Source organism: Campylobacter concisus (assembly GCF_002912425.1).
GTDB lineage: Bacteria > Campylobacterota > Campylobacteria > Campylobacterales > Campylobacteraceae > Campylobacter_A > Campylobacter_A concisus_AH.
On the sequence record NZ_POYR01000082.1, the window covers coordinates 1 to 613 of the forward strand.

Annotated in this window: 1 protein-coding gene; it reads left to right on the top strand. The window is 32.8% G+C overall.

Annotation, left to right across the window (positions count from 1 at the left end; genetic code table 11):
- Positions 1 to 67: 67 nt before the first annotated feature.
- On the top strand, positions 68 to 613 hold a 546-nt coding region (locus CYP84_RS04680; protein WP_103636837.1), incomplete at its 3' end, for a CRISPR-associated protein Cas6.

Sequence of the window (613 nt, forward strand, 5' to 3'; positions counted from 1 at the left end):
ATATAATTGTCTATTTTTTACAAAATTTTGAGTTATAATCTATTTTAGCAACAAATAAGGAGCAAGGATGATCATTATAAATTCACGCCTACCAACTCAAAATTTAAAAATAGCAAAGTCTCTATCCAAGCTCATACAAGGATATATTTATAGCTATTTGCCAAAGGCTGAGCATGATGGATACAAGCATGAGACAAGTGGTAAAAATTTTAAAAGATCAAATTTTGATTTTAAGCTAAATGGTTTAAGTTTAGAGATAAGATTTAGCTCGTTTGTGCCAGAATTTGAAAAAACGATCGCTTTTGCTGTGCTAAAAGATGGATTAAAACTTGGCAACATTTATTTAGTTGATACATCTGTGTCGGTAAAAGAGCATAGAATTTCACAAAATGAGGCTACTTTTCAGGGATGTGTTGCGTGTTCGGTCGTTGGACTTTTGGGATACAAAGTGCATCTTGAGCCGCAAGACTCCAGGCATCTTGAGATGATGAAAACAAATGCGCTGCAAAGATTTGAAACACTTATAGGGTATAAATATGAGGGCGAGTTTGAGCTAAATTTGCTTTGGCAAAATTTACAAAAGCCATTATATTTTTACTATGGTAATAATAAT